The sequence below is a fragment of the Nitrosovibrio tenuis genome, from assembly GCF_900109785.1.
In the GTDB taxonomy this organism is placed as follows: domain Bacteria; phylum Pseudomonadota; class Gammaproteobacteria; order Burkholderiales; family Nitrosomonadaceae; genus Nitrosospira; species Nitrosospira tenuis_A.
This window is the reverse complement of sequence record NZ_FOBH01000005.1, coordinates 106,181-130,557: the sequence shown is the minus strand read 5'-3', so window position 1 is coordinate 130,557 and position 24,377 is coordinate 106,181. Positions and strand designations below refer to the sequence as shown.

The 24,377-nt window shown below is 53.5% G+C and carries 24 protein-coding genes and 1 pseudogene; 17 read left to right on the top strand and 8 right to left on the bottom strand.

The genetic code is table 11. From position 1 onward, the window contains the following. Nucleotides 1-1,466 precede the first annotated feature (1,466 nt). From BMX00_RS08440 to BMX00_RS08405, 8 genes and pseudogenes are all read right to left on the bottom strand, one after another. Nucleotides 1,467-1,922, bottom strand: a complete 456-nt coding sequence (locus BMX00_RS08440) for a phage tail protein (protein WP_090828580.1) — start codon at nt 1,920-1,922, stop codon at nt 1,467-1,469. A 15-nt stretch (nt 1,923-1,937) separates the two neighbouring features. After that, nucleotides 1,938-2,090 (bottom strand): annotated as a pseudogene (locus tag BMX00_RS15025) (DUF6760 family protein); the annotation flags it as partial. A gap of 23 nt (nt 2,091-2,113) precedes the next feature. Beyond that, nucleotides 2,114-2,482, bottom strand: a complete 369-nt coding sequence (locus BMX00_RS08430) for a hypothetical protein (protein WP_090828579.1) — start codon at nt 2,480-2,482, stop codon at nt 2,114-2,116. Next, the gene (locus BMX00_RS08425) at nt 2,479-2,928 is read right to left on the bottom strand and encodes a phage tail protein (protein ID WP_090828578.1); all 450 of its coding nucleotides are present in this window, start codon (nt 2,926-2,928) and stop codon (nt 2,479-2,481) included. Before BMX00_RS08425 ends, BMX00_RS08430 begins: the two co-directional genes overlap by 4 nt. Nucleotides 2,929-2,946: 18 nt before the next feature. Beyond that, nucleotides 2,947-4,302: a phage tail sheath family protein gene (locus BMX00_RS08420; RefSeq protein ID WP_177171809.1), complete on the bottom strand. Its 1,356-nt coding sequence runs from the start codon at nt 4,300-4,302 to the stop codon at nt 2,947-2,949. Nucleotides 4,303-4,340: 38 nt separating this feature from the next. Then, nucleotides 4,341-5,987, bottom strand: a complete 1,647-nt coding sequence (locus BMX00_RS14730; protein ID WP_218141519.1) for a phage tail sheath family protein — start codon at nt 5,985-5,987, stop codon at nt 4,341-4,343. Between the two features lie 116 nt (nt 5,988-6,103). Beyond that, on the bottom strand, nt 6,104-6,508 hold the full coding sequence (locus BMX00_RS08410; protein ID WP_090828577.1) for a peptidase associated/transthyretin-like domain-containing protein: 405 nt from the start codon (nt 6,506-6,508) through the stop codon (nt 6,104-6,106). Continuing rightward, on the bottom strand, nt 6,505-7,104 hold the full coding sequence (locus BMX00_RS08405) for a Pvc16 family protein (RefSeq protein WP_090828576.1): 600 nt from the start codon (nt 7,102-7,104) through the stop codon (nt 6,505-6,507). The genes BMX00_RS08410 and BMX00_RS08405 overlap by 4 nt, the downstream gene beginning before the upstream one ends. 976 nt (nt 7,105-8,080) lie before the next feature. Between BMX00_RS08405 and BMX00_RS08400 the strand changes: the two genes are divergently transcribed. The 17 genes from BMX00_RS08400 (at nt 8,081) to glk (ending at nt 24,220) form a co-directional block, all read left to right on the top strand. Then, nucleotides 8,081-9,619, top strand: coding sequence for an FHA domain-containing protein (locus tag BMX00_RS08400; RefSeq protein ID WP_177171808.1), 1,539 nt, complete (start codon nt 8,081-8,083; stop codon nt 9,617-9,619). A 69-nt stretch (nt 9,620-9,688) separates the two neighbouring features. Further along, nucleotides 9,689-10,444 carry a Stp1/IreP family PP2C-type Ser/Thr phosphatase gene (locus tag BMX00_RS08395; RefSeq protein ID WP_218141518.1) on the top strand — a complete coding sequence of 252 codons (756 nt, stop codon included), beginning with the start codon at nt 9,689-9,691 and terminating at the stop codon, nt 10,442-10,444. 213 nt (nt 10,445-10,657) lie between these two features. Beyond that, the gene (locus tag BMX00_RS08390) at nt 10,658-11,395 is read left to right on the top strand and encodes an FHA domain-containing protein (protein WP_177171807.1); all 738 of its coding nucleotides are present in this window, start codon (nt 10,658-10,660) and stop codon (nt 11,393-11,395) included. A gap of 98 nt (nt 11,396-11,493) precedes the next feature. Continuing rightward, entirely contained in the window at nt 11,494-12,435 is a 942-nt protein-coding gene (locus tag BMX00_RS08385) for a serine/threonine-protein kinase (RefSeq protein WP_177171806.1), read from the top strand. A 42-nt stretch (nt 12,436-12,477) separates the two neighbouring features. Further along, nucleotides 12,478-13,134 carry a hypothetical protein gene (locus tag BMX00_RS08380; RefSeq protein WP_090828571.1) on the top strand — a complete coding sequence of 219 codons (657 nt, stop codon included), beginning with the start codon at nt 12,478-12,480 and terminating at the stop codon, nt 13,132-13,134. A gap of 54 nt (nt 13,135-13,188) precedes the next feature. After that, a complete protein-coding gene (locus BMX00_RS08375) occupies nt 13,189-13,632 on the top strand; it encodes a hypothetical protein (protein WP_090828570.1) in 444 nt (147 codons plus the stop codon). Nucleotides 13,633-13,643: 11 nt separating this feature from the next. Next, on the top strand, nt 13,644-14,810 hold the full coding sequence (locus tag BMX00_RS08370) for a S41 family peptidase (protein ID WP_090828569.1): 1,167 nt from the start codon (nt 13,644-13,646) through the stop codon (nt 14,808-14,810). Between the two features lie 79 nt (nt 14,811-14,889). Then, nucleotides 14,890-16,230 (top strand): serine/threonine protein kinase, encoded by a 1,341-nt coding sequence (locus BMX00_RS08365; protein WP_090828568.1) that lies wholly within the window; start codon nt 14,890-14,892, stop codon nt 16,228-16,230. Nucleotides 16,231-16,409: 179 nt separating this feature from the next. After that, nucleotides 16,410-16,802 (top strand): DUF5675 family protein, encoded by a 393-nt coding sequence (locus BMX00_RS08360; RefSeq protein ID WP_090828567.1) that lies wholly within the window; start codon nt 16,410-16,412, stop codon nt 16,800-16,802. Between the two features lie 10 nt (nt 16,803-16,812). After that, nucleotides 16,813-17,322, top strand: coding sequence for a hypothetical protein (locus BMX00_RS08355; protein WP_090828566.1), 510 nt, complete (start codon nt 16,813-16,815; stop codon nt 17,320-17,322). A gap of 60 nt (nt 17,323-17,382) precedes the next feature. After that, nucleotides 17,383-18,123, top strand: coding sequence for an EI24 domain-containing protein (locus BMX00_RS08350; protein WP_090828565.1), 741 nt, complete (start codon nt 17,383-17,385; stop codon nt 18,121-18,123). 113 nt (nt 18,124-18,236) lie between these two features. Beyond that, nucleotides 18,237-19,997, top strand: coding sequence for a tetratricopeptide repeat protein (locus tag BMX00_RS08345; protein ID WP_090828564.1), 1,761 nt, complete (start codon nt 18,237-18,239; stop codon nt 19,995-19,997). A 20-nt stretch (nt 19,998-20,017) separates the two neighbouring features. After that, nucleotides 20,018-20,584, top strand: a complete 567-nt coding sequence (locus BMX00_RS08340; RefSeq protein WP_090828563.1) for a DUF488 domain-containing protein — start codon at nt 20,018-20,020, stop codon at nt 20,582-20,584. A gap of 115 nt (nt 20,585-20,699) precedes the next feature. Next, entirely contained in the window at nt 20,700-21,167 is a 468-nt protein-coding gene (locus BMX00_RS08335) for a hypothetical protein (protein ID WP_090828562.1), read from the top strand. A gap of 50 nt (nt 21,168-21,217) precedes the next feature. Beyond that, entirely contained in the window at nt 21,218-22,381 is a 1,164-nt protein-coding gene (locus BMX00_RS08330; RefSeq protein ID WP_090828561.1) for a DNA recombination protein RmuC, read from the top strand. Then, nucleotides 22,362-23,132 (top strand): M90 family metallopeptidase, encoded by a 771-nt coding sequence (locus tag BMX00_RS08325; protein WP_090828560.1) that lies wholly within the window; start codon nt 22,362-22,364, stop codon nt 23,130-23,132. The genes BMX00_RS08330 and BMX00_RS08325 overlap by 20 nt, the downstream gene beginning before the upstream one ends. Beyond that, nucleotides 23,132-24,220 (top strand): glucokinase, encoded by a 1,089-nt coding sequence (gene glk / locus BMX00_RS08320; RefSeq protein ID WP_090828659.1) that lies wholly within the window; start codon nt 23,132-23,134, stop codon nt 24,218-24,220. The genes BMX00_RS08325 and glk overlap by 1 nt, the downstream gene beginning before the upstream one ends. The last annotated feature ends 157 nt before the right edge of the window (nt 24,221-24,377 follow it).

Genomic DNA, 24,377 nt, shown 5'->3' with positions numbered 1-24,377 from the left:
GGAAGTTGCATGATGGGTTACAACGTCGTTGAATCCAGGCATGGCCGGTGTTGATTTGAAATGGCGGTCGTTAGGCGCGGGTATCCGAACAGAATGGGCAGAATGGTTAGAATGGGCAAAATGGGCAGAATGGGTTACGGCAATGGGATCGGGGCGATTCGCAGTCACGTCTAAACCGGTGGTTGCTGCTCCGCCTTCGCCAGATTCGAGCGACTTCGTGATGGTGCGCCGCAGCACATGAGTAATCGGGAGTAGGGGGTTCGCATTCATCCAGGCATCGTTGAGCATGCGCGCCCTTGATGCTCCTCCCAATGAAGTTACGTGTATTTGCCCGCCGGCAGAAGTAGGCGATGCGGCAGGCCCAATCTCGGATATGCCGCTAACGCTCTCATTCTTATCTGATCTGTCTTGGGAAAAGCTGGGCGATATCGGGCTTGTACATTTTGTGCCTGCTGGAAGAAGCGGGGCGGCTGGCGCCCGGAATATAGTTTGAGCTAGGGATATTAAGGGCATCCGGAGAGGCACCTTGCTGCCGGAGGGCTGGATATAAGGATTCACCGGACGCTGCACGAGCCCTGGGGGTAAATCGTTATGGGTCCGATGAGGCGCACTGCGGCTGAGTATGGGTCTGGCCTCGGCGTGGCGTAGTATTACACCGGTCAGCTTGTGCGTCCGTTGTAGACTTTCTTTCGGATGCATATGGGCATGAGCCCGGCTCGGGGGCTTGCCTTCCGATGAGAATGAGGAATCGGAAGCATTTAATTTTCGAGCTAACCTCGCTGTAGATTCTGTTGAGCTATGGCTGATTGACGGCGTGACCGAAAGCGTTGGATTTGTAATATCTCGGAGCAGTAACCCGGTCTCGCCGCTACCGTAGGAAGGGGATGAACTGAATGGGCCGATCGAATTTATCCGGGTGTCCAAAGAATCAGGCGCAACAATTGATTTTGATCCTACCCCGGTATCCGTATGCTTGCTTGCTGTCGCCAAAGAGGCCAGGGAGGAGGCCAGCGAGTCGCTTGACGCTGAAGCTGGGGCATGGTCGCGCCCGCTTTCAGAAGGTCCACTCGTCACCCCGTTCCCGGTTGAACTACCGGCAAAGCCAAGGTACTGCTTGCGCTGGAGCAAAAGAGGGCCGGAGGACACAATTCCATGACTGTACCCCTGCTTTTTATTCCATGGTGACGCGTAGACGAATCTTTCGGTATCGACTGCGGATTCAGTCGCCTTATACCGGCGGGCAATCAAATCTGCGGCAAAAAAAGCGTGTCGATCATGAACAGTCCGCAACCCTTTTTGCCCATGGATACCCGGGTTGCCTGCCACAAAGCTGGCGGTCGTATGGCGTTGCCATGTCGAAAATCCCAACGATGTCGGATTTTTCCATGCAGGAGTGTCGGTAAGGGATATTAGCTGGTTGGGCATCACTATTTTTAAAGCATGAGAATGTCGCCGGTAGAGATCTTTTACGAGGTCAAGCCCCGATGCACCAGCTCAAGCGATTCAAACGCGATGGCAGAGTTGCTTGCGCGCAATTCCGGTCCGGTCCATTTCACCGGACACGCTTCTTTGAAGCGCCATGACGGCATTTTCTTCCCTGTGCGTTCGTCCGTGTCCTGACCTAGATTATTGTTGAGCTTGATATCGATATTCTTTCTGATGATTTCACCTTGCGACACTTGGCGATACCAGTCCCATAAATAAGCAACATCACCCAGCCCGCGTTTGAGCACCAGTCGTGACGGAAACTTCAACGGCCCGGGTAGCTGTAATTCGTAATCATTGATGCCGCCCGCCCGCAGGGTTTGAACCTCCGTTTCAAACACCAGACCTGAAACCTCATTAAATCCGCCCCTGTCCTGCTCACCGATCAGAATGGTAAAGCGGAAGGCAGAGTAGGGATCATGTGGAACGCGGTTCATATTCCTTGCGGGTTCTCATGTGTATTTATCCTCGTCTTCCATGGCGGCGTTTAGGCGCTCATTGATTTTCGCGATCTCCTGTATCCAGCGGCGCCGTTCGAGGTGCTCCAGATTCATCAACTCGGTGTAGGGCCAGTGAAAGTGGTAGGCAACGTAGGCTACCTCCTCAAATAATTCCGCAGAGGGGTAGCCTAGGGCTCCCCCGACCGCTGTATTTCCGCTTCAAAGCCGGCATCGCATTCGGGACAGTTGACCTTGATCCGGTTGTGTCCGCTTGTATTAATGCGGCGATACATTTCCTCAAGAAATGCGAAATCCGCCGCAAACAGCTCCTCAATGACTCTTGGGTTGACTTGCGGTAGATCTCCCAGACGGGTAACAACCCGCGATAAAAGAATGATTGCGAGATATCCTGGATTCGATTGAACGCGTGAGTCTTTCATTGGCGCAATCTCGTCATTCGCCGTCGCAAGCCGCATCACACCCGCCTTATGTATATTTCCCTCCGAGTCGATGTACCCATGGGGAAGCGCAAAGTCGAATTCAGTCTGTAAACTCATTTGGTCCGATCCAATCCCTCGTGGGTAAGTTCGAGCGTATCGATTGCAACTTCATTTGCGGTTGCATTGAACGTCGGGCCGGTCCATTTCGTTGGCCAGGCGGCGACAAAATCCCATTGCGCGGCGTCATTCCCTTCGTCATCCATCAAAATGATCGAGCCATTTTTCCGGGCGTCCTTGATTTTTCCGTCCATCACCTGTTTTCGCCATTTCCAAAGATCGAGGTCATCAGTTATCCCGCGCTTGAGGGTGATGTTGGAGAATTTCTTCAAGCCCGGCAGCTTGGAAATTGTCACTGTCTTGTCATCGCCCACACGATAATCAATCGGATCCGTTGCGGAGTCGAGGCCGGATACTTCGCGAAAGCCCGCTCTTTGAATACCGCCGATCTGAACTCTGAATTTAAATCCGCGAAAAGGATCGTGGCGTTCTCCCGTACTTGGCATGTTTCACCTCCTCAATTTTTATAAAAGATTCAATCCAGACACGGTAGTCGTGCTGGCGTTCTGTGTGATGCGAACTACAATAAATTCCAGCGGCACCGTCGGCGCCAACCCTACTTCGGCGACAACTTCTCCCGCTTCCCACCGATCACGGGTGTTGGTCTCGGCGTCGCATTTGACATAAAACGCCTGTTCCGGGCTGTTTCCTTTTAGCGCACCGTTATCGAACAGGTTACGGCAGTAGTCGGCCAAGCGCGCCCTGACACATTCCCACAGATGAGGATCATTTGTTTCGTAGACTACATCGTTCATGTTCTTCCTGATCCAGCGCGTCAATGTGAGAAACAACCGTTTTACGTTGATATGGGACCAATGAGGGTGACCATTCAATGTTCGCGCCCCCCAGACACGAATCCCGCCGCCTGTCGTACCACGCAGGCAGTTGACACCTGGATTGTTTAATTCAGCCAGCTCATCATCGCTGAAGTCGATTTCCAGCTTGAGGACCTCTTCCACGAGTTCGTTTGCCGGAGCCTTATGGACGCCAACTCGTGCATCGCTTCGTGAATAAATACCCGCCATGTGACCGCAAGGGGGTACAAGCCTGGCTGGCTCAACCTTTAAGAACCCCGCGCCGGAGGTACCCTGATTTGAGAGGCGCTCATAATATTCATCGCACGGCATTTCCGGGATTGAGGGATGGGGTTTCCATCTATGGGGTAGTTCTTTGACGGAAATCCATGGGTAATAGAGAGCGCCATGGTCGGGCGGTAGTTTCTGCCAATGCGACACAGCAGAGTCAATACCCCGGTTACCTCGGTCTCGTGAATCTTGCCTGGGCGTTGTGTTGGCGGGGAAACCGTCCAGTATTGCGAAGCGATCCCCCATCCTGTGACAATGCTCCAGGGTCATTGACTGGATATCATAAACTGTCTGGCGGCTCGCTCGGATATCAGGCAACATGGCATCCGGAACGCATACCAGGTCAACATCTTCAAGATCGTCCAACACCCCGCCGCGTTCGAAAATATCCTTAAGCGACTTGGCCATATCAGGCCCTTGGTGGGCGCTTTCAACCGGTACTACTACACAGTGTTCCCCGCCATTTTCAAAAAACCCCCTTACTGCGTGGCCCAGATAACTCTCAGGGATGGTCTCAAAATGGTAAAGCTGCGGCCAGCGGTCCAGATGATAGATTCGCGATGTGGGTTGCGTGGCGCGCCCCAATCTCTTCGCGAATCCCACAAATACAGGAACGCCTGTGCGAAATGCTGGCTGAGCCTCGCGTTCAAAAAATGTTTCGTAGTAAACGCCCGGAGCACGCGAAGCTGAAGGATGATCAACCCGGCTGGTATCAGCGTATATACTGCCTCCCATTATCGACTCTCCGACTATTCCTCCACCTGTTCAAATGATCAGGTTTTTTCCTGACCCGTTGATTGCGAAATGCGGAAAATGACGAACTCGGCGGGTCTGACAATAGCCACGCCAATCTCGGTGATAACCTGTCCCAAATCCCGTACTTCGGGTGGATTGAGTTCAGCATCGCATTTGACATAAAATGCCTCTTCCGGAGTTAACCCGAATAGCGCACCGCTGCGCCAGACATTGGTGAGGAAAGCCGTTACGTTGAGGCGGATTTTTCCCCAGAGGGCATAATCATTAGGCTCGAACACCACCCATTGCGTGCCTTCATCAATTGATTCCTGCAGGAACAGGAAAAAACGGCGGACATTGATATATTTCCATTCGCCATTCCGGTCGCCGCCGATCGTACGCGCGCCCCATACGGTGACGGCGCCGTTGATCATCCGGATTACATTGACGCCTTGGGGATTGAGCACCTCCTGGTTGGGTTTGCTGACGTAATACTTGACGTTCATGGCGCCGCGCACAACACAATTCGCCGGGGCCTTATGCACGCCACGCTCCTCGTCCGTGCGAGCGTAAATGCCCGCCATGTGCCCGCTTGGCGCAACAAAAGTCCTTCCCCGGTATTTTGCTTCGACCCCTCGGGCCGGATCAATATCCTGTATCTGTTTGGATGGATCCAACACCTCGATTTGCGGAAAGTAGAAGGCGGCATTTTTGCTTGGATGCGGTATGGGTTCTTCAGCTGAGCCGGAGTATGTGATTTTCTGAATATCGAAGTCATTCGGGTCCCCTACTACCTTGGGACTATCCAGAATTGCGAAAACGTTTTCGTGATTCTCATCCTCTGCATAATCCATTAGAGCGTTCCAGACACCGGTGCTCTTCGGCAGCCCAGGCGCGGCAATAAGCGCCACCTCATCAATGGATTCTAAATTTGTTAAGACCTTGCCAAGCTCGGCAGCCGAATTCACGCGAGCAACGAAACAACGGGTTCCGCCATTCTTGAAAAAACCATACACTGCATGAGTCAAGGCATGGTGGCCCGGATACATCGGTCTGTGCGATTCCGGTCCCGATCTAAATGCCGAAAAAGGGCCAAAACGATTGGTGTATTCAGTGAAGTTCGTGCAGAACTTGGTATCCCAAGCAGCAACTCCGACATTAAACGCTTTGAGGTAATAGGGATGTTCCGCCGGTGCTCGTTGCCCCGAGGGCGGTTCCAACCAATCGGTGTCAGGCTCGCCATCCGTATAAGCAGCCTCGTCCTCAGTTTCGGCTGTTACCGGTGCATGTGCCTGAGAAACAAGTTGCTCGGCTCTATCCAACTCTGCCTGCTTGTTATCCAGCTCGATTTGCTTGTCCCTAATTTGGCTTCGGGGTGTCCCTTCCGTAGCCTTTAGCGTTTTTAATTCATCGGCAAGCCTATCTCTGTCAGCTCTAACCCGGTCCCTGGCTGCTTCCGGGGTCTCGCCACCCGTTGATGGCCCTGGCGGAGCACCAGCCGGCCCGCCAAGCCCGGCGCGAGCGGCAACCGGGTCATAACTGGGATTTGGGACAGCATAGTAAATGGTGTCCGGGACAATCCCAATAAATGCCGCCGTATTCGTTCCGACACCAGCGATGGGTTGCCGGGCAGACGGTATCTCTTCTACATAAACGCCCGGGGCCCGATAGGTAAGCCTTGTCATGTGCATCCCCTTTCATAATTGATCATAAATAGTTTCAAAGAAACGATCCGCTTCCTGGAAACGCCGCCTTTAATCCCACTTTCGCCTTATCCAGCTCCCGACCTGGAAGTCAGCCACTACTTCAGAACAAGCTCGATCTGATATCCTTCATCCGATTTTCTGTCTTTCACGCGTTTTTTCATGGCACTTTCGTTGGTCCGGACTATTTGCTGGGTTTGTACGCCTGACCGGGTATCCATCGCCTTCAACGTATACTCACCCGCGGGGCAATCAAGGAAGAAAAAAGTGCCGTCGGGGTGTGACTCTGTCTCCTTCCACGCATTAATACCTTCAGTTTCCAGCTCCTGCTGAACAGTTGTTGCTCTACCTCGAGCCCGAGCTCCCGGTTGAGATCCAGATTGTTTCCCATGCGGGACTATGCCCAGATGAACGCCGGGAACAGGCTTTCCGCTTGTATCCAGTATTCGACCGCAAATACTCACGTGGTGGCGTATGATTTCCCAGTCGGTCCACTGTTTCATGACTCGGCCCCCATCTGCATTCTGAACTTGAGCACTTTTTCCGTGACGAGATCGACCGGCTCCTCCCCGGATACATCAACCGCCAACGTGACGGTATAGTTGAGCGCCGCCTTGGGCTTGCCCCCGAGGGCCTGCCAGAATTCCCCGAGGCTTTGCAGCCGCCCTGGCTGAAGCGTAGTAACCGGCAGGGGCAGATCCTGTGATGTCAGCTCCCCTTGCAGCATGTCCAGGGGAATCGTGCGGTAACGTATGAGCGCTCGAATGACTTCTCCCAGCAGCCGATGCTCATCTTCCGAAGGATCGGTAACACTCTGGCTCGGCCAGGCAGTGATCAGATATGAGACGTCCATACGTACCGGCGCCTGGGTTTTAACGGTTGTTCCGTCCGGTTTCCTGTCGAAATAAATTTCGTTGCTGCGGAGCTCGAGATTTTCGCGTATGTCGTACAGAAATAAATCAATGGCGGGCAAGGTAACTGAGGGCGGAGGAAACTGGTCATCTGGCGCGCTGAAACTTACCTGCACCTGCTCAGCCAGCCCTCTCGGAAGATGGGTTTTTAGCAATTTCGATAGCGTTTCATCCAGATCGTTAATCATGAGCTCATCCGTTCTGGTCCTTATTTTTTACCCGCACAGTGTCGAGAATCATTGCCTGGAACCGTTGCCTGAAACCGTTGCCACACTCAGCGTTGTTCGCTCTGCCACTGGCAATTCGGCTATGTACTTCGGACACGCAACATCCATGCCTGCCCCCTCAGGAATAAAAAACACCCGATTTCGTTACTTTTCAGCTTGTACTTGATATTGACCACCGCGCAATCGCTCTACCAAGTAATCAGGAAGACTCGTGCAAACGGCGAAAAATAGTTGAGGATCATGGGCTTATATGGTTGGGTCGAATTTAACCCATCTGGGTCAAGTTCAACATTATGAGCCCAGCGAAAAATTGTCGTTTAATTTCAAGAAGATGACTGATAAGTCTTCCACCCCGCTAATGGACACACCACCCTTTTGATTCGGGTTACTTCTATTTTTGTTGAAGCTTTCTGTTCCTCAATATTCCAAGCCTCTATCGTTCAGTTCTTTTTCCAAGAAATTTGCTTGGCGGGAAGATGGTTGAGCTTCAAGGACATTTTGATCAGTAATCGTTAGCCAATCGTTAGCCATCTCGACCGGCGGTTAACCAGATGTACGGCTAATCGATGGGATTTGTCTTGTGTGAGGCACTGCTTCCATGAGAACGGCTGGTGGTTAGCTGGTCGTTACTTAGGGGACAGCGAGCAGGGAGTAGAGGGCTGAAGGTGCCATCAGGGGCTGCCAGCGCATCTAAAAAGATCTTCGGCACCGCAAGATCATCATGCAAAATGACTCGGCATGAAGTTTGCTTCTTACTCTTGTTGAGTAGTTGCAAATAACTCATTTTGATGAGCAGGCCATCCGAGGTGCCGTTCCCCATTTCATTCCAAATTAATTTTTAGTGCTGTGCGACCGCCTGGTTGCGGCAGGAGAGGTAAAGATGAGGCCTCCATTCCGATTGTATTCACCGGTCAAGTCTGTTTGCCGGAATGCATCCATGGCGCAACGCGCGAGTTCTCGAGCTACGCGGTTAATCGCGGCGGCAAGCCTCGTGGCCCTGTGCGGCTTTTCCCATGCAGCCACGTTACAGCTTATGTCGGTTAAGGAGGACTCTCCGGGTGATGTAACCGTCACAGTTGGGGTGCATACAGGGGGAACGCCGAGCGCCTCGGAGTTCAGCCTACGATTTGATGAGAAAAATGAATTTCAGGCCAGGGAAGTCAAATCGGCGTCTCCCGCGTTGCTCGAGAGTTCCGTGATCCTTTGCGTCGACCAGAGCGGCTCGATGGGGCGGTCCGGAATCAAACAGATTCAGGACGCGTTAAGGGGCGCGTTGGCCAAGCCGGGTGGAGAGCGTTTAAATCTGGCGTTATGGGCTTTTGATGCAGACGTCACCAAACTCCGCGGGTTTTCGGAAAATACAGAAGAGCTATCGAAGGTCGTCGGGGGAATAGGCCTTAGATCTGCCAGGGATAACAAGACCAAACTATACGAAGCGATTGAGCTCGGTCTTTCGGAGTTACGCAATTATCCGAAAAAAGGGCCCAAACGCCTGATCCTCATTACCGACGGAAAGGATGATGGCAGCAGTATCACCGAGCAGGTGGTTGTAAACGAAGCGAATGCGCAAAGCGTGATAATTGATGCGATAGGGTTCGGCAATATTTCGGAGCACGACTCGGATTTGCTTGCCCGCCTGGCGAGAAGCACCGATGGCTATTTTATTCGCGCGACCAGCTCGGAACAGCTTTCTCGCGAACTACGCAAATTGCTGAGTTTGCCGCCGCCGCGAGTTTTCGACGTGAATTTTCACTACAACGCATCAGGCAGCGCTAACCGGGTCAATACTGCACAACTCAAATTTACCCCCCCTGGGCAACCGCCCGTTCTTCTCAACATTCAGCAGGCGCTTTCTGCGCCACGCTCTGGGCCGTCGGAACCACTGCCGGAGAAGAAGTTCGACCTCTCGATCTTGCTCTGGATTGTTGTGGCGCTGCTCGCAATCGCCGGCGTCTATCTACTGAGTAGAAAAAAAACGCCCGAACAAGTCGAAGTTGCGCAGGAAGCTGGACCAAAATCAGCACCATCCGGCGAGGGCGAACCTCCACCTGTAAAGCGCGCGAGAACCATGGTCAGTTTCATGTTTCCTCCGCCTGGCAAAGGACAGCCTGCAGCATATCTGGAGGGGCTAACCGGGAAGGCGAGGGGTAAGCAATTTCCCATCGAGCAAAAGGTCACTCATATTGGCGCCGGGGATGACAACGAGTTGCGAGTTGACGATGAGTATGTATCGCGCAGGCACGCGGCTATCAGATATGACTCCGGGAATCTTTACCTTAGCGACAGCGGATCGCGGAATAAAACATTTCTTAATGATGCCGAGTTGCATCAGACTGCCATGGCACTTGCTCCGGGTGATCAGATTCGGGTAGGGAAGACGACGTTCCGGGTTCGCGCACCCGACGACCGGATTCCGCGGCGAGAGTATAAGGGCCCGGTCGATAAGGGCCCGGTCGACGAAACAATAGTTCCGTAGTCGGTATTGTTTAATATGCACGTAAACCGGGCGGAGTGAGTGGAACGATCGATCTCAACACGGTTGTCTGTGGGAGCACGCTCTGAAACGGGTTACGTCCGCGATGAAAACCAGGATAGGATGAGCCGCGTGGAGGCACATTTCGGGGATGTGTACATCGTGTCAGATGGTATGGGCGGCCATCGGGGAGGAGCTGTCGCAGCGGAGCTTGCAACTGAAATATTGGGCCGAACGCTGTCGGGCATCCGCTCGATTTCCAGCGCTGCGGAGGTTGTTAAGGCGGCTTTCCAGGAAGCTAACAGGGTCGTGTACGGAAGGGGACACTCGGGCGATGATGATACGCGGGAAATGGGGAGCACTGCTGTCGTGCTTCTAATAGGGCAATCCCAGGCTGTGGTAGCTCATATAGGTGATAGCCGTGCTTACCTCTTCGCGCGTAATGAACTGCGCAGGCTGACCAAAGATCATAGTCGCGTTCAGCGCATGGTGGATGCGGGCATCCTGACGGATGCTGAAGCGGCTTCCCATCCCGCGGCAAATTTGCTCGAACGTGCAATTGGAGTCGCGCCGGACGTTGAGGTCGACATTTCCTCGCCATTCAAGCTGAATGCCGGCGATTTATTCCTGCTGTGCTCGGATGGGCTTCATGGTTATGTCTCCGATAGTGAAATTGCAGCCATTCTGAATAGGGGAACCCCTGTGCAGGCTCTGGTGGATGAACTGGTCGATCGCGCATTGGAAAAAGGCGGAGAAGATAACATTACGGTTCAGTTGATCGGATACGTTTATTCAGCCCAAGGCAGGCTGACACCGATCATGGGGTAACCTGACTGAGTTCCGTAATTTGATCGATTGCTCATCGACCGTGGTGAACTCCGGCGGGGCAACCTGCTCTGGATGCATGTGTATTTGGGTCTCATCCGCGAGCGGAACTTCAGGGGTTGGGTGGTAACGAGCGAAGCTGGGAAAGAGGCGGGCTGTCTAAAGAAGCGACCGTCCACGACTGTTGAGCGCACCATTTCGAACATAGGGCTTGTAATGAGCGAAAAACCTAAACCAGGCGTATTTTCACAATTATGGAAACATCTCATGCCGGGCGATAAGTCCGGTGGGCACACTCGCTATTGCGAAAAAGGGCATCCCATGGACGCGAACTGGACGTCCTGTCCCTATTGCGACGCGGAAAAGCGCAAGAATGAAAAGAGCATTAGCCGGACCAATACAGTATCTGACCGGGTTGAAGCAAGCGAAACCACGCAAAGGAGCACAGCCATGGAGCACGGAACAAAAATAGATATGGGCTTACCGGAGGAACCGCGCGGCACTACAAGAATAGATACCTTGCCCGAGGAGCCATCCGAAAGAAAGGCCGTTGCGCGCGAGCGAAGAATCACGGGAGTGGTGGTGACTTTTTCTCACCGGTTTCAGGGTGAGTTGTTTGTCCTTTATGAGGGACGAAACGTGATTGGTTCGGGATCATCTTGTGACGTCAGTATTACCTCGGATCGGTTAATGTCCGGTGAACACGCCATGATTCTCTGCCGTGCAGGAAGGGACGAACTGCACGATATGCTCAGCACGAACGGAACATTTCTGAATGAAGAGTATGTTGGAAGGGAGGGCGCGGATTTGGCTGATGGTGCAATGGTCAGGGCAGGCAGTACCATATTTGAGTTCAGGAAGATTACCTCGGGCGGCGGCAAAGCGCCGGGCGAGAAAGTGGAATATGTCGAAGAGGACGATGGATCACGTCGCCACGGTGAAACCGAGATTTAAATTACGCGTCATTTTGTTTCCAAACTGGGTGGATGAATCATTCCGGATCAAGGCTTAGTGCATCGCAGTTCTCCGAGGGACAAGTATGCGGAAAGTATGTGCTTGAACAGGTAATCGGCAGAGGAGGCATGGGGACGGTCTGGCGCGCCAAAAATGTTACCAGCGGACAAACCGTTGCCATCAAGGTTATTGCGGAAGGTCTTCTTGCCGAGCCAGGAGTCAGGGCACGCTTTCAGAACGAGGTAAGCCGCCATGCCCGTCTAAATCATCCCAATATTGTCAGGCTGCTTGAGACTTTTTCCGTAACTGATCAGCAGTGCATGGTGATGAACTTCATCGAGGGTGAACCTCTGGCAGCGCTATTAAAACGCAGTCCAGACCATGCGTTGCCTCTGGATGTTTCATTGCGAATATTTTCTGACATTCTTCGTGCGCTTGATTACGCCCATCGTCACGGTATTTTTCACCGTGATGTGAAACCGTCCAACATCTTGCTGGACTCGGCTAAACGCGCAAATTTGCTCGATTTTGGGATTGCTCTGGCGGTTGGCGAGGCGCGACTGACGCGGATGGGCATGCCTGTGGGAACAGCGGCATACATGAGCCCCGAGCAGATTCGCACGCCTGCGCATATCGATCACAGGACTGACGTGTACAGTGCCGGTTGCGTGTTGTATGAGATGCTGACAGGGCGTCCACCTTTCCTCCATTCCGAGCTGGGCGGTACAACGGCCGATCTCGCGCTTCGGTCAGCTCATGTAAACCTCAAACCCGTGCCTCCGCATCAACGCCGGCCCTCGATTCCTGTTGGCGTGAGTGATGTGATTATGTCGGCTTTAAATAAGGATCCCGATCAGCGGCCACAAGGATGCGCCGAATTCCTGCGGTTATTGACTGCTGAAGACCAGCCCCAGGGAATACAGCAAAGATGGGCTGGTCTGATGTCCAACGTGCCGTTGCGCTTCGCTGTGGGTGCGGCTCTGCTGGCCATTGCTACGGGCCTTGTCATGTATATCTGGGGAACAGCACCGGCTAAATGAAGGTTCGGGTTTTATGAACATCTGATCAATGGGAGTAAGAAAATGAAAAAACTGATCGCGCCACTGTTGCTTTCAACGGTTGTTGTGGGTTGTGCCACGACGGGTGGAACGACGAGCAGGGCGGGTACCGCCGGGCTCGAGTGCGGCGCTGTAGGCGCGGGGGGTGGCTTCCTCGCCTGTAAATTGCTGGGGGGAAGCGATGCGTTATGCGCGGGTGTTGCCGCCGGGGCTGGCGTTCTGGGTGGCGGGGCTTGTTACGGTTTTGCGTCTCACTACGAAAAGCGGCGCCAGGAGTTGGCTGGAAAGGAAAACGACCTCGATGCGCGTTTAAAGTATGTGAGAGGGCTTAATGAAGATTCCGAAAAATTGAATAAGCAATTGAATACACGGCTTGCAGAGGTATCCAGGCGGACGGACGAGGTTTCTGCGGAGATAAGGCAGGGCGCGATCACACGCCAGCAAGTTGTGAAAGAAAGAGAAGCGCTTCAGAAAGAAGAACAAGCCGCCAAGGACCAGGTTGAGCTTCAGAAAGTTGCACTGGACGATATGAAGCGCTTTCAAGCCCAGCAATCCCTTAAAGCGGGGGATGACAAGGCACGTATTGCCGAGCTGGACGCAGAAATCGCCAAGCAGGAACGCTTGCTTGCAGAGGCGCAGAGGGCAACCACGGCGTTTGCTGCTCAAGCGGGCCGCATATAGCGGCAACCGATATAAGAACATTCGTAAAATAAAAACATTCATAAGGACATTGGTATGACAGGAATCAAGTCAATCACGATGGCGGCATTGATGATTTCCGGGTTGTGCGGATGCACGGTGATGCAGCTTAGAAACGAAGTAAAAACGGACGAGGTGCGGTTGGCGGGTAAAGAAGATGAGCTAAAAATCGAAGAGGAGCGGCAGGCGCAGTTGCAGCAAGAAATCGAACAGTTAAAAAGTGACCTGGCAACCCGGCAGATGTCGCTCGATGATCTGAAGTCGCGTCTGACGCAGCTTCAGCGGGCAAACGATGCTACCCCGGCCCAGACGAAAGCGCAGCAGGACGAGAAGCGCGACAGGGCTGCAAAGTTGCTGAAACATCAAAAAGAGGTGATAGCGATCGAGCGCAGCGGCGCAAGTCTGGAGGAGAAACAAAAAAGGCTGCAATTCTTGAAGGAAGAAATCAGGAAATCGCTTAGCCTGCTCCTGCATACCTGATCCGTTTTTGTATGACATCCGCCAGAGTCGGTAGAGGAACGATCATACTGATGTTGTTAGCGGCATTTTTTGCCGGCTATCTGGTTAGAACGCTACCTTTGCTAACGCCACGTGAAGGCACACCTCAAAGAGAAGCGGATTCCACGAGTAGTAATTCAGCAATAAGCCAATATACGGAAGCCCTTGCTCATATCCGGCAAAGCGCAGTCTTTTTAAGGCCTACCGAAAGTATGGAAGATCTGACGGCTTCGACCTTGAAAGCCTATCTGGCGCAAGAAGATCCGTATTCCGATTTTCTGACTTCTGGTGAATATATGCGGTTCAAGGCGGCTGGCAGTCAGATCCATGCCGGCATCGGGCTCGATATCGAGAAACAGCGCAATGGTGATGTGATCTGTTACCCCCTTCCCGAAGGTCCAGCCGCCCGGGCTGGGGTGCAACCAGGTGAACGGTTGCTGGCGCTGGATGGTATCTCTATCACGGGCAAATCCATACCCGCTGTGGTTGCGTTGGCAATGGGCCAACCAGGCACTCACATTATCCTTGAGCTCGAGGATCACTCCGGTATCCGCAGGCAACTGACCATTACCCGCTCGTTAAATTCCTTTCCAGCGGTGTCGGAGTATACGCATCGATCAATACGGATCATCAAATTGACGAGCTTCACTCCGGCCACAAGGAAAGATCTGGAGTACATGCTTTCGGACTGGAGCAAGGCCCATCCCGTCATCGTCGATTTGCGGAACTGCGGGGGAGGAGATTTTCATGCAGCCGTGGACGCAGCGATGCTTTTCCTGAAGCAAGGCGAACCGATCATTTCAGTGAAAAGCCGGTCGGGAATGCAATCATATTCTTCCACTATCGAACCGATATCGCCAACCCAAAGAGTATTCTTGTGGCAGGACGAATTAACAGCGAGTGCGGCAGAGATTTTCATTGCGGCCTTGGTTGAAAACGGGCGCGCCGCCTCGGTCGGAAGAATTACCGCGGGGAAAGGCACACGTCAGGACGTGATCGAGCTGAAAAATGGGGGGGCGTTAATACTTACGACAGGTTACCTGGTTACCCCGCGAGGGGTGCAGTTTGATGGCCGGGGTTTGGCGCCGACTTATCCGGTTAAACAGGGTTCAGCCAATACGGATTATTTTTTCGACAAGACTGCATCACTGATCAATTAGGCTGTATCCAGATATTGTCGACAGCCCAGGTTGATTGAGTGAAGAGAACCGTGATGACGCAATTCAGAGGCCGAATAAAGTGAATATCAACGACGATCTGATCGGTAAAGTCGTCCATGACAGTTATCTCATCATCTCCAAGATCGGAGAGGGCGCAATGGGCCGTGTTTATCTCGCCGAGAACGTCCGTGTTCGCGAGAAAAAATACGCGCTTAAGGTTCTGAAGCGGGAACTGACTAGTAACCCCAAATTCATGAACCAATTTTTCGAGGAAGCCACACATCAGGCTCAACTTGACCATCCCAACGTCGTCCAGATGACAGACTATTTCAAGGAAGGCGAAGGTTATTACCTTGTCCTGAACTTCGTTGAAGGCCGCTCGCTAGCCGAAGTCATCGATTCCGGCCATCGTCCCATGCCTCCGAAACAAGCGTTGCACATCTTCAAGGAGATCCTTGCCGCCCTCAACAGTGCGCACGAAAAGGCGATTCTCCACCGAGATATAAAAGCCTCGAATGTAATGATCGATCATTCCGGCATGGCTCTTCTGACCGATTTTGGCATTGCGCGGCAGGCCGGCGACGAACAGGCCGCCAGCCTGGGGCGTGTAATCGGAACCCCGGAGTACATGAGTCCGGAGCAATATATCGATTCCGACAAGGTTGATCATCGATCCGATGTGTATTCCGCCGGAATTCTCCTGTTTGAGATGCTTACGGGGCGATTGCCCTTCCAAGGTTCCCAGAATGAGCTCCGGGAACAGCATCTTGGTGTTCCTGTTCCAAATCCCCGCAGCATTAATCCGAAAATAAAAAAGTGCCTCGCGGAAATCGTTGTAAAAGCGACCCAGAAAGAGCCGGGTGCCCGTTTTCAGGGCTGCGTCGCGTTCCTGAAAGCCATCGAGCGGTGCGAGCGCGGGAGGAGATGGGAAATCGCTGCGCTGAGTCTGGCTATTTTGCTGGCTACGGGTACGTGGTATCTGGTACAAAACGAAAAAACGGTACGCAGCCTGGCGACATTATCCGTAGACAACTATGCATTGTTATGCAGGGAAGCGGAGGCGCTGAAAAGGAAGGAGTTGGGTCTTCGCGTCGCACGAGAAACAGGTAACTCCGCCATGGAGGAAGCGTTTTCAAAAGAAATTAACGCGCATCAGGTGAAAATGAACAAATTCTTCGGCGAGTACGACAACGCCTTGGATGAGCTATCCAGATACAGAGGCAGCACCGTTCGTGAGGTGTTGACGGAATCCGGCAAAAAAGAGGAAGCGGGCCGGGCGGCGGCCGATCCGGCGACTGAAGCGGAGCGTGCGCGGTTCCGCCAACTGACCAGTGACAACTTTGAAGCACTCAGCAGTAGCGGAAAAAGCCCTGCCAAAGAAACGATGCTGCAAAAATGCCCGGGGAACAGCTCGCCATGAAAGCGGATTGCGTATGAGGTCGGCAAAGCTGAGGCGGGGCATGATAACGTAATATTTTTAGATTAAATCAGGCAGGGGCGATCTGTTGCAAGCAGCGCTGGCACCGCTAACCCGAGCTAAACCAACCCCGAGCTAAATCAATTTCGAGCGATCGCTACCATTCATAAAGGAGAGTCAAAATGGAGCTACAGGTTAAAAGGACGGACCTGACTGATGAAAGTACCATTGGTGAGTTATCGGTAAATGGTCAGTTTGAGTGCTACACTTTGGAAGATAAAGTCAGACCGGTCAAAATAGCGGGAAAAACAGCCATCCCCGCGGGACGCTATGAAGTGATCATCAATTTCTCGCAGCGGTTCGGCCGTCCGCTTCCGCTTGTTCTCAATGTGCCTGACTTTGAAGGCGTGCGCATACATCCTGGAAATACGGATGAAGATACCGAGGGGTGCCTGTTGGTGGGTGATACCAAAAAGCCTGATTTTGTGGGGGATAGCAGGGTCGCTTTTGAGCGTTTATTTAAAAAACTGCAGATTGCGTCTGGAAAGGAAAAAATCTATCTGGAGATCAGTTGAAGCAGGAAACATGAAATTTTTAATGCTTGCCGGTCTTGCGTCCATTCTCCTCGGCATCGCAGAGCAAGTGGAGGCTGCACCGTTCAGGCAGGAAACAACTTACACGCTGCCGTCCGGAAAAAGGGTTGGGATCGTGTTTAGGGAGCGTCCGTGCAAGCGTAACGGATGCCGCGAGGCAATTTCGGGTGTCTGGGGGACGGATGGTGGTATCCCGCGCTTTATTGCCGACGTTTTCCGGGTTTCCATAGACGGAAGAGAATTTCTCATTCCCGAGAAATTTTATCGGGACCTTGCCAACACGCGCTCGCTTGATGTGTTTGAACAGAATGGTCAAATTGCCCTCGAACTCAAGGGCGGGCAAGCCGCGGGCGCGTATACCGCACGCTTCCTGCTTGGCGGTATGTGTGGATTCGAGCGAAAAGTCTGCGGCGAGGTATGCAAGGAGATATGGGAACAGACCATCTGGTACAACTCATTTGCCTATGAAGCCGACCCACAGTGCAAAAGCGGAATACAGTGATCCGTATCCTGCTGCACCAGGTTAATCAGTGTCGTCACTAAACTTTCGAAGGGAATGCGCATGAGTTTAGTCATTGTCGCGCTTTCGCGCGCCTTTCGCGATTTGTTTCAGAGCCGGGTTTTGTGGATCATGATATGGCCCATATTGGCGGCTACCCTATTATGGTTGGTGCTGGGTGTTACCTTTTGGGATATGTTCTCGGAGTGGATCGCAAGCGCCCTTGTGGCGACTGGAATTCAAACTTGGCTGGAAAACCTGGAATCAGGATGGGTCGCGCATGGAATTCAGGCCATCGTGCAACTGATTTTGTTTGTTCCGCTGGTTTTTGTAACCGCCTTGGTAATGACCGCCCTGTTCGCCATGCCCGCCTTGATCCATCTGGTGGGCGACCGTGACTATCCCCAACTCAAGCGTGAAAACGGCGGCGGCTCTGTTGGCAGTCTTATCAATGTTCTGCTCGGGATGCCGATTTTCATCACCATATGGCTGATTACACTTCCCTTGTGGTTAGCGGGCGCGGGGGCGGTTCTTCCATTTATTGCCGCGGCCTATTTAAACCAGCGGCTGTTCCGATACGATGCATTGGCCGAACATGCGAGCCTTGAGGAAATGAACGTGATTTTTTTCGTTTATCGGACATCACTCTGGGGATTGGGGCTGTTAACCGGTCTGGTACAATTTATCCCGTTCGTGAATCTGTTCGCGCCGGTGTTGACGGCGCTGGCGTTTATCCATTTTAATCTGGCGCGTCTGTCGGAGCTGCGCCGTTCGCCTCGAGAGGTATTGTTGAAGGCCAACTAGCCCTGGGGGTGCCGGCGCAACAGGTTTCCGGCCTGTTTACCGAATGCCGACGCTGCTCGCAACAATTTTTTGATCAATCTAATACAGGTCAAGGCCAGTTGAGGAGCAATGCATTGCAATTCCGTACTCTTCCTTTAGTGGTATTCATATTGCCGGTAATGGCTGGCAGCATTAACGTTGCGTTCGCCCGGACTGGCGAGGTTGCTCCGACAGTCACGATATCCGATGCAGGCTCTCAGCTTCACGCACGATCGAATCGAACCAACCACCAAGGGCCCCGTGACGAAGCCCCGCCGAGGCTCTTGAACCTTGGCGCTCACACATTTCCGGTAAGTACGCGCAACAAATTGGTGCAGAAGTATATGAACCAGGGGTTGAATCTTTCCTATGCCTTCAACCACGCAGAGGCAGGGCTTGCGTTCCGCGAGGCTGCCAGACTGGAACCTTCGCTTGCGATGGCCTATTGGGGCCAGGCGCTCGTGCTTGGCCCCAACATCAATGCGCCGATGGATCCAAGCGCCGAACTGCCGGCGCTGGAGCTTGTGCGAAAAGCCACATCGCTCAAGGGTAACGCATCCCCACGCGAGCGGGCGCTTATTGGCGCGCTTGAGAAGCGCTATACCGGGGACCCTGCGCATCGCAAGGCAAATGATAAGGCTTATGCGGAGGCGATGCGGGATGCGCAGCGGCGTTTTCCAGACGATCTCGATATCGCCATGCTGTATGTCGAATCAATGATGGATCTCAACTCCTGGGGTTATTGGATGCGTGATGGTTACCCGCTTGAGGGGACCACCGAAATTGTCGCACTCACCGAGTCGGTGATGCAGCGCAACCCGAAGCACCCCGGTGCTGTGCATCTGTATATTCATCTGGTCGAACCCACGAGTACCGCCGAGCGAGGGGAAAAGGCAGCGGATACACTGCTCACGTTAATGCCGGATGCGGGTCATCTGCTGCATATGCCATCTCACATCTATCAACGCGTTGGCCGGTACGCCGATGCGATCAAGAGCAATCAGCTCGCCATTGCGGCTGACGAGAATTATCTTGCACATCAGCATGCCCAGGGGATGTACCCGATCATATACACTCCTCATAATATTCATTTTCTTTGGTCCGCCGCCACTGCCGACGGCCAGAGCCGGCTTGCCATGGATTCGGCGCGGAAGGTGGCCGCGACGATCGATGATGCGGCTCTGGCCGCGGTGCGGGCGGCTGCGGTGTTCCGCGTCGTGCCATACTGGGCGTACGCCAGGTTTGGAAAGTGGAACGAGATTTTTCAAGAGCCTGCGCCCCCGGCGACTAACGCGTTTCTGAAAGGGGGCTGGCATTATGCGCGAGGCCTTGCATTTGTCGCCACGAGGCAACTGGATAAAGCCGAGCAGGAGTTGAAAGCATTAAGTGAGATTGTGAAGAGTGGTTCGCTTGATTGGACGCTCATGTCGCAAAATACGGCCCGCGCCGTGCTGAGTATCGGTCCGGAAGTGCTCGCAGGAGAAATCGCCAACGCGCGTGGACAGTTCGACTCAGCCATCGCGCATATTGACCGGGCGGTTCGCCTCGAAGATGATCTGGTCTATACCGAGCCGGCGGAATGGCAATCTCCGCCAAGGCTGGTACTGGGCGCCATCCTTCTGGAAGCGGGGCGTCCGGCCGAAGCGGAGGCGGTATACTGGGAAGATCTGCGGCGGAATCGCAACAATGGATGGGCGCTCTTCGGTTTGTCACAGGCTTTGCGCGAACAAAAGAAGGACGCTCAGGCGGCGCTGGTCGAAGCCCGTTTTAGAAAGGCCTGGTCACGGGCCGACGTGGATCTCAACGCTTCGCGTTTGGGATGTATTGCGGCCCCTCAGGCAAGCTCAGCGCCATAGCGATCAGGTCTCCTGACGGCATGGGGAAGAAGCCTTTGGAACGTGAACTTCTAATATGCACCATCGGCCATTCAACGCATCCTCTGGACGTATTCATTAGCATGTTAAGGAAGAACGAGGTCACCCATGTTCTCGACGTGCGCACAGTGCCGCGCTCCCGGAAAAATCCCCAATACGATAAGGTAACTTTGCCCGAATCATTGCGTGCGGCCGGCATTACGTATACGCATCTGCCGGGGTTGGGCGGACTGCGACCTGCCCAACGCGACTCAATCAACAGAGCCTGGCGTAACGCCTCCTTTCGCGGATACGCGGACTATATGCAGACGCCGGATTTCCATACGAACGTGCAGCGGGTCATGGAATTGGCTGATGTCGAGCGTTGCGCCCTGATGTGCGCCGAAGCGGTTCCATGGCGCTGCCACCGTTCACTTATCGCCGATGCGCTGACTCTGCGCGGCGCAAGGGTTGAAGATATCATCTCTTCTCAGGGACGGAAGCTGCATATAATGACGCCATGGGCACGGACGGGTGGCTTAAGGATTTTTTATCCTCGGGCAGCAGCGGCGGGGAATGGCGATGACTAATGCAAGATCCATACGTTCACACTCGGCTTCGGCTTTGGTATGGCCTTGGTGAGCTTGGGTTGAAGCAGGGAATGACAGACAAAATGCATATCATTTGCATGATGCGGAGGTGATGATGAAGATTTTCTGGATAACAGCAGGAAGCTTGGCCGCTCTGGGTTTCCAGCCCGCGATGGCATATCAAGATGCTTTAACCGGACAAATAGGGCCAGGACCGGCAAACAATCAGGCAACCCAGCGAGGACAGGAAAATAAGGCGTCGAGACTGAGAGGCTACGAGAGCAGGGAGAACAGCCAATCGCGATCGCGAGCGCAGCAGAATGTCCCGCCGAAGCCATGGGAAGCACGGCCGTGGGAGCAGGCCCAGGACGTACGCCCGGACGAGTCGAGACAAAGGGATATGAGAAAACTGGAAGAGACACGCCGCGCCGGCAGAAAAGCCAGAAAAGAGCGTGTTGAGCGACAAAAGGAAAAGGCTCAGACGCTGAGTTACCAGGATCGGGTGAAGCAGCGCCAGACCAAATGGCAGAAACATCAGTTGGAAAGTGAGCGGTACGTTGCCGGGACACTTCCCCGGCGATAATTTGGCATAACCCGATCCATTCTCCGCCATACTATTTTGAATAGCTATCCATGTCCGAAACCCTCCTGATCACCGCCTCTTCTGCTGTCCTGCTCGTCACCATGGCCTTTCTGGTGATCAGGCTCGGCCTGCTTTCCGCGATGATGCGCGATTTGCTGGGGCAACAAGCTAGGCTGATGGAGGAAAAGCACCGGGAAATGCTCAAGGACCTGCACGAAGGTCTGTCAAAACAGGGAGACCGGTTATCCGAGGCGCTCGGCAAGACTTCCGAGCAATTACGTGGAACGGTTGAAGCACGCCTGGACCAGATTAGCGGCCACGTTACCGAGCGCCTCGATGAGGGGTTTAAAAAAACCAACGAGACTTTTACCAGTGTTATGGCGCGGCTGGCAACGATCGACGAGGCACAGAAAAAAATAGACAGCCTGACGACCAACATGGTGAGCTTGCAGGAGCTTTTAGGCGATAAGCGTTCTCGCGGGGCGTTCGGCGAAGTTCAGCTTGAAGCATTGGTGCGCAACATTTTGCCCCCCGCTGCGTATGCGATGCAGTACACGCTTTCGAACGGTCACCGCGTCGATTGTGTTTTGCATCTCCCGCCGCCGACTGGCATGGTGGCGGTGGATTCCAAATTTCCGCTGGAAAATTTTCATCGTATGTTTGACCACGATGCAAATGATGCCAGCCGTTCAATGGCGCAAAAGCAATTCAAGGCGGATGTAAAAAAGCATGTGGATGACATAGCTGGTAAATATATCGTGCCGCCGGAAACATGCGATGGCGCGGTAATGTTCGTTCCCGCCGAAGCGATTTTTGCGGAAATCCACGCATATCATTCCGACGTGGTGGATTACGCCATGCAGAAGCAGGTGTGGATCGTCTCACCCACGACGCTGATGGCTGTATTGAACACCGCACGCGCGGTATTGAAGGACCTGGAAACGCGTGAGCAGGTGCATATCATCAAGAACGAACTCTCCAGGCTTGGCAAGGATTTTATCCGCTTCGACGAGCGTATGAAAAAACTTGCCGATCATATCCGGCTGGCGAATCAGGATGTGGAGGACGTACATATTTCCAGCCGCAAGATCAGTCAGCGTTTCGCCCGGATCGATGCGGTGGAGCTGGATGCGCCGCAAGGCGAAAGCTCCGCGCTGGAAACCGAATCGAAGGGGATAGACCCAGAGGTTCCACATGGCTTGGAATCTCACTAGCTGGTACCGCCGCCGCATTCTCAAAAACGAATCCATTCCGGATGATCTCTGGCTAAAAGCTATAGCGCGACTGCGCTTTCTTCGCGGCCTGACCCTGGATGAGATTGGCCGTCTGCGGGAACATGTCACCCTGTTTCTACATGCCAAACAAATAAGCAGCGCGCACGGACTGGTCGTGACCGATGAAATGCGTGTGATGATCGCAGCGCAGGCTTGCATTCTGATTCTGAACCTTGACCTGGATTATTATGACGGTTGGGTCGAAATTATCCTTTACCCCGGCGAATTCATTCGTGATTATGAATACGTTGACGAGGCCGGTATAGTGCATCACGCGAATGAGGCGGCGTCCGGTGAATCGTGGCTTGGCGGGCCGGTGATTCTTTCCTGGGAAAATACCGTCGCTGTTGAAGCAGGAGTAGGATATAACGTGGTCATACACGAGTTTGCCCATAAACTCGATATGCTGAATGGCGATGCCAACGGGTTTCCTCCACTGCATGCGGATATGAGCCGGCAGGCGTGGAGCGACGCGTTCAACAGGGCCTATGCGCGTTTTTGTGCAAGCGTCGATGCGGATGAGGCAGTCATTATCGACTCTTATGCAGCCGAGAATCCGGCGGAGTTTTTCGCAGTAGTGAGCGAAGCTTTTTTCGAAACACCTCTGCCGATAAAACAGCATTTTCCTGCGGTCTATGAGCAGTTGGCGCTGTTTTATCGGCAGGATCCGGCGCAGCGATGGAGCGGATGATGACGGATTACTTCATAAGCGGCGATATTGGCGGAACCAAGACCTTATTGCAGGCGGCGGAGTTGAAAGCGGGCGGCGTGCAGGTGTATTGCGAACATCGCTATGCCAGCCGCGAGTACGCGAGCTTTTCCGATGTGCTCACGGATTTTATGGAGCGGGCTGCCCCAGTGCCTATGGTTGGCAAAACTCCAGAGCCCGTTGCCGCCTGTTTTGCAGTGGCTGGTCCTATTGAACAAGGAAAGGTTAGCCTCACCAATTTGCGATGGGTAATGGATAGCGCAGCTATTGCAAAGGAATTTTCCATTCCCGCAGTCAAACTCATCAATGATTTTGCGGCTGTAGCATTGAGTATCGAAACGTTATCGGCGCGGGATCTTGTAACGCTCCAGCCTGGGGAACTTCATCCAGGGGAGATGCGTGTTGCCCTTGGCGCCGGCACCGGCATGGGTGTGGCATGGCTGATATGGCAAGGTGACCGCTACGTGACATCCGCCAGCGAGGCTGGGCATATGGATTTTGCAGCGGCTGATGAATTGCAGGACAGGTTGCTGAAATATTTGCGCGGGCAGCTGGGCCACGTATCGGTCGAGCGTGTATTGTCCGGGCCGGGATTGACAAATATCTTCAACTTCCTCCAAGCCAATCAAGAAGATCGGGGAGAGGATCGCGAGGCTGATGCGCGGAGCAATCAGGGGGGCGATCGAAACAACGTTGCCGAACGCATACAGCTGAACATGGAAGAGGACGGTGCCGCTCAGGTGGCTGACCTTGCCTTCAACCACAATCATTCCACAGCTTTAAAAGCCATGGACCTATTCGTCGAAATTTACGGTGCTTATGCGGGGAATTTGGCGTTAACAGGGCTGAGCCGCGGTGGTGTGTATGTGGCAGGGGGAATTGCCCCCAAAATCATCAATAAGCTAAGAGAAGGCGGCTTCGTAAAGGCTTTTCGCAACAAGGGCCGTTTCGCCCCATTAATGGAAGAGATCCCGGTGCATGTAGTAACCAACCCTAAAGCCGGGCTGCTCGGTGCGGCACGGGAAGCACAGCGGATGCTTCATGAAAAGAGTTCCAGAACCCATTATTAATCATCAGTTCCTGCGCAGGCGCGACAGGGCCTTTCGGACAGCAGACCAAGTACGAGGGACGAGAAGGCGAAGGATGCAATCGTGCGGGCGTGCAAAGCATCATTTTTATTTAGACTGGAACCCGGGCCAGGCCTTACACTTCTTATGACGAGATGAG

What these genes read in the sequence shown, in the direction of transcription:
- BMX00_RS08440 (WP_090828580.1), bottom strand. Translation starts at nt 1,922, where the DNA reads ATGAACCGCGTTCCACATGATCCCTACTCTGCCTTCCGCTTTACCATT.
- BMX00_RS08430 (WP_090828579.1), bottom strand. Translation starts at nt 2,482, where the DNA reads ATGAGTTTACAGACTGAATTCGACTTTGCGCTTCCCCATGGGTACATC.
- BMX00_RS08425 (WP_090828578.1), bottom strand. Translation starts at nt 2,928, where the DNA reads ATGCCAAGTACGGGAGAACGCCACGATCCTTTTCGCGGATTTAAATTC.
- BMX00_RS08420 (WP_177171809.1), bottom strand. Translation starts at nt 4,302, where the DNA reads ATGGGAGGCAGTATATACGCTGATACCAGCCGGGTTGATCATCCTTCA.
- BMX00_RS14730 (WP_218141519.1), bottom strand. Translation starts at nt 5,987, where the DNA reads ATGACAAGGCTTACCTATCGGGCCCCGGGCGTTTATGTAGAAGAGATA.
- BMX00_RS08410 (WP_090828577.1), bottom strand. Translation starts at nt 6,508, where the DNA reads ATGAAACAGTGGACCGACTGGGAAATCATACGCCACCACGTGAGTATT.
- BMX00_RS08405 (WP_090828576.1), bottom strand. Translation starts at nt 7,104, where the DNA reads ATGATTAACGATCTGGATGAAACGCTATCGAAATTGCTAAAAACCCAT.
- BMX00_RS08400 (WP_177171808.1), top strand. Translation starts at nt 8,081, where the DNA reads ATGGCGCAACGCGCGAGTTCTCGAGCTACGCGGTTAATCGCGGCGGCA.
- BMX00_RS08390 (WP_177171807.1), top strand. Translation starts at nt 10,658, where the DNA reads ATGAGCGAAAAACCTAAACCAGGCGTATTTTCACAATTATGGAAACAT.
- BMX00_RS08380 (WP_090828571.1), top strand. Translation starts at nt 12,478, where the DNA reads ATGAAAAAACTGATCGCGCCACTGTTGCTTTCAACGGTTGTTGTGGGT.
- BMX00_RS08375 (WP_090828570.1), top strand. Translation starts at nt 13,189, where the DNA reads ATGACAGGAATCAAGTCAATCACGATGGCGGCATTGATGATTTCCGGG.
- BMX00_RS08370 (WP_090828569.1), top strand. Translation starts at nt 13,644, where the DNA reads ATGACATCCGCCAGAGTCGGTAGAGGAACGATCATACTGATGTTGTTA.
- BMX00_RS08360 (WP_090828567.1), top strand. Translation starts at nt 16,410, where the DNA reads ATGGAGCTACAGGTTAAAAGGACGGACCTGACTGATGAAAGTACCATT.
- BMX00_RS08355 (WP_090828566.1), top strand. Translation starts at nt 16,813, where the DNA reads ATGAAATTTTTAATGCTTGCCGGTCTTGCGTCCATTCTCCTCGGCATC.
- BMX00_RS08350 (WP_090828565.1), top strand. Translation starts at nt 17,383, where the DNA reads ATGAGTTTAGTCATTGTCGCGCTTTCGCGCGCCTTTCGCGATTTGTTT.
- BMX00_RS08340 (WP_090828563.1), top strand. Translation starts at nt 20,018, where the DNA reads ATGGGGAAGAAGCCTTTGGAACGTGAACTTCTAATATGCACCATCGGC.
- BMX00_RS08335 (WP_090828562.1), top strand. Translation starts at nt 20,700, where the DNA reads ATGAAGATTTTCTGGATAACAGCAGGAAGCTTGGCCGCTCTGGGTTTC.
- BMX00_RS08330 (WP_090828561.1), top strand. Translation starts at nt 21,218, where the DNA reads ATGTCCGAAACCCTCCTGATCACCGCCTCTTCTGCTGTCCTGCTCGTC.
- BMX00_RS08325 (WP_090828560.1), top strand. Translation starts at nt 22,362, where the DNA reads ATGGCTTGGAATCTCACTAGCTGGTACCGCCGCCGCATTCTCAAAAAC.
- glk (WP_090828659.1), top strand. Translation starts at nt 23,132, where the DNA reads ATGACGGATTACTTCATAAGCGGCGATATTGGCGGAACCAAGACCTTA.